Genomic DNA, 5861 nt, shown 5'->3' with positions numbered 1-5861 from the left:
AATACGATGCCACTCAAGTGTTTAAACTGGCGAACACCACTTGAAGTCTTTATGGAACATTATTGTTTATAATTTGTTCAATTTATTTCTTGCAATCTACCTTTTTTTAAAAAAACATTGTACAAAACATAAAAATCGTGTTATACTTTGTTGTGTTAAGAAAGCGTTTTCTGAATAACTATGGAGGTCTTGCTATGACAGAGAAGTATATTATGGCCCTCGATGAAGGTACAACAAGCACTCGAGCAATTATTTTTAATCATAAGGGGCAAAAAGTAGCTGACGCACAAAAAGAATTTACCCAATATTTCCCAGAACCAGGTTGGGTGGAACATAATGCAAACGAAATTTGGAATGCGGTTCTTTCTACGATTGCTAACGCATTTATTAAATCAGGGATTCAACCAGATCAGATTGCTGGAATTGGAATTACTAACCAACGAGAAACCACGATTATTTGGGATAAGAAAACAGGTCTGCCTATTTACAATGCAATTGTGTGGCAATCACGTCAAACTAATGAGATTGCCCAGGCATTAATTGATGCCGGACATTCAGAAATGATTCACCAAAAAACAGGCTTGTTAATCGATGCTTATTTTTCTGCTACTAAGATTCGGTGGATTTTAGATAAAGTAGCTGGAGCCCAAGAACGTGCTGAAAAAGGTGAACTTTTATTTGGAACAATCGATACTTGGTTAACGTGGAAATTAACTGGGGGACAAGTTCATGTAACGGATTATTCCAACGCTAGTCGCACCATGCTATTTAACTTAGAAACCTTAGATTGGGATCAAGAAATCTTAGACTTATTAAATATCCCCCGGGCTATCCTACCGGAAATTAAAGGAAATTCAGAGATTTATGGTAAAACAGCTGCTTACCATTTCTATGGTTCTAGCGTTCCAATTTCTGGATTAGTCGGTGATCAACAATCTGCACTATTTGGTCAATTAGCTTTAGAAGATGGCACAGTAAAGAATACTTACGGAACTGGTTCCTTTATTGTGATGAATACGGGAGAAAAGCCAACTTTATCTAAAAATAACCTTTTGACAACAGTAGCTTACAGTATTAACGGTAAAGTAAATTACGCTTTAGAAGGCTCCGTCTTTGTCTCGGGTTCGGCATTGCAATGGTTACGTGACAGTATGAAGATGTTAGAAAATGCGCCAGAATCTGAACAAGCAGCATATAACTCTAGAAATAATGATGAAGTTTTTGTAGTACCGGCATTTACGGGTCTTGGAGCACCTTACTGGGACAGTGATGCACGTGGAGCTGTTTTTGGCTTAACACGTGGAACAACAAAAGATGACTTCATCAAAGCTACCTTACAATCTCTAGCCTACCAAACACGTGATGTTGTGGATACTATGGAAAAAGATACAGGAATAAAAATTCCAACATTACGAGTTGATGGTGGAGCTGCTAAAAACGATTATCTTTTACAATTCCAAGCAGATATTTTAAACACTCCTATCGAAAGAGCTAAAAACTTAGAAACTACTGCAATGGGAGCTGCCTTCTTAGCTGGTTTAGCTGTTGGTTATTGGAAAGATATTTCTGAATTAAAAAATATTTTTGAAGTAGGTCACAAATTTGAACCTAAGATGCAACCACAACGTCGCAATGATTTATACGCTGGTTGGCAAAATGCAGTGAAAGCAACCCGCGTCTTTAAACACCAAGTAAAAGAAAACTATTAGGAGGAGTTCATTATGTCTCTATCATTAAAAACACGTCCATCAACTTTAGAAAATTTAAAGAACGAAGAATATGATTTATTGGTCATTGGTGGTGGTATTACCGGGGCAGGGGTTGCCTTACAAGCAACGGCTTCAGGTTTGAAAACTGCCCTCTTAGAAATGCAAGATTTTGCTGAAGGAACTAGTTCACGTTCAACTAAATTAGTGCATGGTGGGATTCGTTACCTCAAGACTTTTGATGTCGGAGTGGTAGCTGACACTGTGACAGAAAGAGCCGTAGTTCAAGGAATTGCTCCGCATATTCCACGCCCATTTCCAATGTTATTACCAATCTATGATGATCCATCATCAACTTTTGACATGTTCAGTGTTAAAATCGCTATGGATCTCTATGACCGTTTAGCAGGAGTTACAGGGACGCAATACGCTAACTACACAATCTCAGCACAAGAAGCTCTGCAACGTGAACCAAATTTAAAAAGTGAAAAATTGCTAGGTGCCGGGGTTTACTTGGACTTCGTTAATAATGATGCCCGATTAGTAATTGAGAATGTTAAAGAAGCCGCAGAAATGGGGGCTACTGTAGCTAGTCGAGTTAAAGTAGTCGGAATCTTACACGATGAAAATGGGAAAGCCAATGGGGTTAAAGCTCAAGATGTTCTAACCGGTAAAGAATTTGAAGTTCACGCTAAAGTAGTTATGAATACTACCGGTCCTTGGGTTTCCAAGTTATTAAATATTGATAGTAAGGCGGAGGGCCCTACTATTCGCCCAACTAAAGGGGTTCACTTGGTAATTGATGCTTCTCGTTTGAGTGTACCGCAACCAACTTATTCTGACTCAGGCATGGGTGATGGACGGATGTTCTTCGTTGTTCCACGAGAAGGTAAAACTTATTTTGGGACAACAGATACCGACTTTGACGGGGATTATGCTCACCCACGTGTCGAACAAGCTGATGTCGACTACCTTCTTAAAGCTATTAACAATCGTTTCCCAGGCGCTGATATTACGATTAATGATATTGAAGCCAGTTGGGTTGGTTTACGACCACTACTTTCAGATAATGGTAGTTCTGACTACAATGGTGGTGGTGCTAACGTTGGTAAGGTTTCTGATGAAAGTTTCAACAACTTAATTAAAATAGCTAATGAATATAGTGATGATAAAGCAAGTCGTAGTGATGTAGAAAAAGCTATCTCTAGTTTAGAAACTGCCAGTGCTGAAAAAACCTTAAGTCCTTCACAAGTTTCTCGAGGTTCTTCTTTAGATGTTGCTGCTGATGGCTTGGTAACCTTATCGGGTGGTAAAATTACTGACTACCGTAAAATGGCTGCTGGAGCTATGGATTTACTGCGTCAAATTTTTGCTGAACAATACGGTATGGAACTTACGGAAATCGACTCTAAGACACTTCAAGTTTCAGGTGGACATTTTGATCCAACCAACGTGGATGCAACCATGAAATTCTATCAAAATATTGCCATGAGTAAAGGAATTCCAGCTGCAGAAGCTTTAGATTTAGCTAACCGTTATGGTTCAAACACAGGGCGTGTGGTCTCTTACGCAGATCAAGTTGAGGCAGCTCCTGGCTTGAGTTTAGCTGATACTTTAAGTTTGCACTATTCTGTTAATGAAGAAGCCTCATATACTTTAGTGGACTTCTTATTACGGCGTACCAACTACATTTTATTCCATGAAGATGAATTAGCTCCTAAAAAAGATGCTTTTGTCAATGAAATGGCTAAGATTATGGGCTGGTCTGCACAAGAAAAAGCAGCACAAAAAGACGCTTTAGAAAGAGAAATTTCAAATACTCGTTTAGATTACTTAAAATAGAAAGTTGAGGACCCGCTTATGAATGGCTTTCTCGGTGAATTCTTAGGAACATTGGTTTTGATAGTTCTCGGAACGGGGACAGGAGCTGCAGTTAATTTAAATAAATCTTATGCAAAAAATCAGCAGTGGCTTTTTATTACTATCGCTTGGGGTATGGCAGTAACATTTGGTGTTTATGTGGCAGGACAACTGGGCTCTGATGGTCACCTTAATCCAGCGGTAACTTTAGCTTTTGCAAGTTTTGGACTCTTTTCATGGTCTCATGTAGTTCCCTACTTACTTGGACAGTTTCTCGGTGCGTTTCTCGGTGCAGTACTTGTTATAGTACATTATTACCCACATTTTAAAGAAACTAAAAATAATGAGGGTAATAGTGTAGGAATCTTTGCTACCGGTCCGGCGGTTTCTGATACCATTTTTAACTTTTTAAGTGAAGTAATCGCAACCTTCTTCTTTATTTTCACGCTATTAAATCTTGGAGATTTTACTCAGGGACTAAAACCGTTAATTGTTGGTCTCTTAATTATGGTTATTGGTCAGGCACTCGGGGCAACCACAGGCTTTGCTTTGAATCCTGCGCGAGATTTCTCACCACGATTAGCATATTACCTTTTACCAGTTCCAAATAAAGGAAACGCTAATTTTGGATATGCTTGGATTCCAATTATGGGGCCCATTATTGGTGGTTTACTAGCTACCTGGCTTCAAGTTATGATTAACTAATTTGAAATGAATATAATGTAAAGTGGATTTAGTATAAAATTGCGGTTCTTTACGAGATGCTGTGGATTCCTAATATGGGTGTCTGCAGCTTTTTGTGTTTTATGAGAAAAATCAAGGGGAGACTGGAAAAAAACTAGCTCTTTGGATAAAATTTAAGAAATACTGACAATAAAAACCGCTAGATATCAACGTTCTTAGTAACGTAATATCTAGCGGTTTTTCAATTTTGAGACTTTTCATTAAAAACGCAACTTCTTATGCTTTTTAACTTAAATTTTTTGTTGAATATCAGTAACTTTAACCTTTAAAACTTTACGAATCCAAGGAAATTTAGCTTTCATTTCCTCAAAAATAGCACCATTTTCCAAAAATGATCCTTGACCATAAATATGAAAACCTGCACCTGGCCCCTCTGTACCAATAACTTTCTTACTACCGACAGTCAAAGTAAGCGTGGAATCGCCTTCAAAATCATGTTCAATAGAGTGCATACCAGCTGCAGGAATATAAAGATTGTCATTAGCTAAATCAAGTTTTATATAAGACATCCATGTATTAACAACACTAGCTGGCTGAGCATTAACGGTAATAATAGTAACTGGACCTTCATTTTCCATAACTTGGAGAAAAACTTCATTATTCATCATCAATATTACCCCCTTATAAGGCTGATTATAGTCTGTAAAGAATAAAATAGCAATAATTATAGCTATAAAGGAATGAAACGAACTATAACTAGATAGAAGATATGATACTAAGGAAGTTAGCAAACTTTAAATTTAATTCTTATAGGTAAAAGTTAATAACAGATGTCCACAATAAGGAATATTGATTATCATAATGTACTAATTGTTAGTATGTGCGTGGTGCTAGTTGATTGGCAAGTCATAGAATCCTAAAAGGATGATATCGAAAGTAAAATCAAGGACTCTCATTGGGCTCCCGAAACAGTTGCGGCTATGTCTAAGAGTAAATTTTGCTTCAAATCAATCTATAACTGGATTGATAATAACTTACTTGATATTCAGCTAGAAAACCTTCTAGATAAAGGAATTCGTAGAAGACGTGCAGCTGAAACTAGAGGGAAAGCTACTCAACAAGGTAAGTCCATTGAAGTCCGTCCTAAAGATGTTAATAAGCAACTTGTTTTTAGCCATTTTGAGGGCGATACAGTTCTTTCAGGTAAGACTAAAGGACAAGCTTTAGGAACGTTTTTAGAGCGTATGAGTCGCCTCTATATTGTGACACGTTTAAGCGACCGTAATAGTGCTGCCATGACGGAAGCTATCCTTAACTTAGCTGAAAAGTTAGGAACTAAAGGTATGAAGTCGATTGCTGTAGACCATGGGAAGGAATTCTCAGGTTACAAGCAAGTCGAAGAACAGTCTGATATTGACGTTTACTTTGCCCACGCTTACGCGCCACATGAACGTGGAGCTAACGAGAATCGTAACCGTGCTTTACGCCGCTTTATCCCTAAGGGATGTCCAATTGAAGAAGTTAGTGATGAGGAACTAATGCGGATTAACTAGACAATGAATACGATGCCACTCAAGTGTTTAAACTGGCGAACACCACTTGAAGTCTTTA

At 38.0% G+C, this 5861-nt stretch carries 5 protein-coding genes; 4 read left to right on the top strand and 1 reads right to left on the bottom strand.

The features are described 5' to 3' along the window. Nucleotides 1-194: 194 nt before the first annotated feature. The 3 genes from glpK to FC36_RS05235 are packed head-to-tail and all read left to right on the top strand — an operon-like array spanning nt 195 to nt 4271. The gene (gene glpK, locus FC36_RS05245; RefSeq protein ID WP_025020524.1) at nt 195-1709 is read left to right on the top strand and encodes a glycerol kinase GlpK; all 1515 of its coding nucleotides are present in this window, start codon (nt 195-197) and stop codon (nt 1707-1709) included. Nucleotides 1710-1721: 12 nt separating this feature from the next. Continuing rightward, nucleotides 1722-3548: a type 1 glycerol-3-phosphate oxidase gene (gene glpO / locus FC36_RS05240; RefSeq protein WP_023858633.1), complete on the top strand. Its 1827-nt coding sequence runs from the start codon at nt 1722-1724 to the stop codon at nt 3546-3548. A gap of 18 nt (nt 3549-3566) precedes the next feature. Next, nucleotides 3567-4271: an MIP/aquaporin family protein gene (locus FC36_RS05235; RefSeq protein ID WP_025020525.1), complete on the top strand. Its 705-nt coding sequence runs from the start codon at nt 3567-3569 to the stop codon at nt 4269-4271. 269 nt (nt 4272-4540) lie between these two features. Here FC36_RS05235 and FC36_RS05230 read toward each other — a convergent pair whose 3' ends face one another. Next, nucleotides 4541-4918, bottom strand: coding sequence for a hypothetical protein (locus FC36_RS05230; RefSeq protein WP_025020526.1), 378 nt, complete (start codon nt 4916-4918; stop codon nt 4541-4543). Nucleotides 4919-5179: 261 nt separating this feature from the next. On the opposite strand from FC36_RS05230, the gene FC36_RS05225 reads away from it, so the two are divergent. After that, on the top strand, nt 5180-5803 hold the full coding sequence (locus FC36_RS05225; RefSeq protein WP_156409515.1) for an IS30 family transposase: 624 nt from the start codon (nt 5180-5182) through the stop codon (nt 5801-5803). Nucleotides 5804-5861 lie beyond the last annotated feature (58 nt).

Origin of the sequence: Ligilactobacillus equi DSM 15833 = JCM 10991, assembly GCF_001435735.1 — a bacterium.
GTDB classification, from domain to species: domain Bacteria; phylum Bacillota; class Bacilli; order Lactobacillales; family Lactobacillaceae; genus Ligilactobacillus; species Ligilactobacillus equi.
Note: the sequence above shows the minus strand (reverse complement) of the source record. Positions and strands in the feature narration are given on the sequence as shown.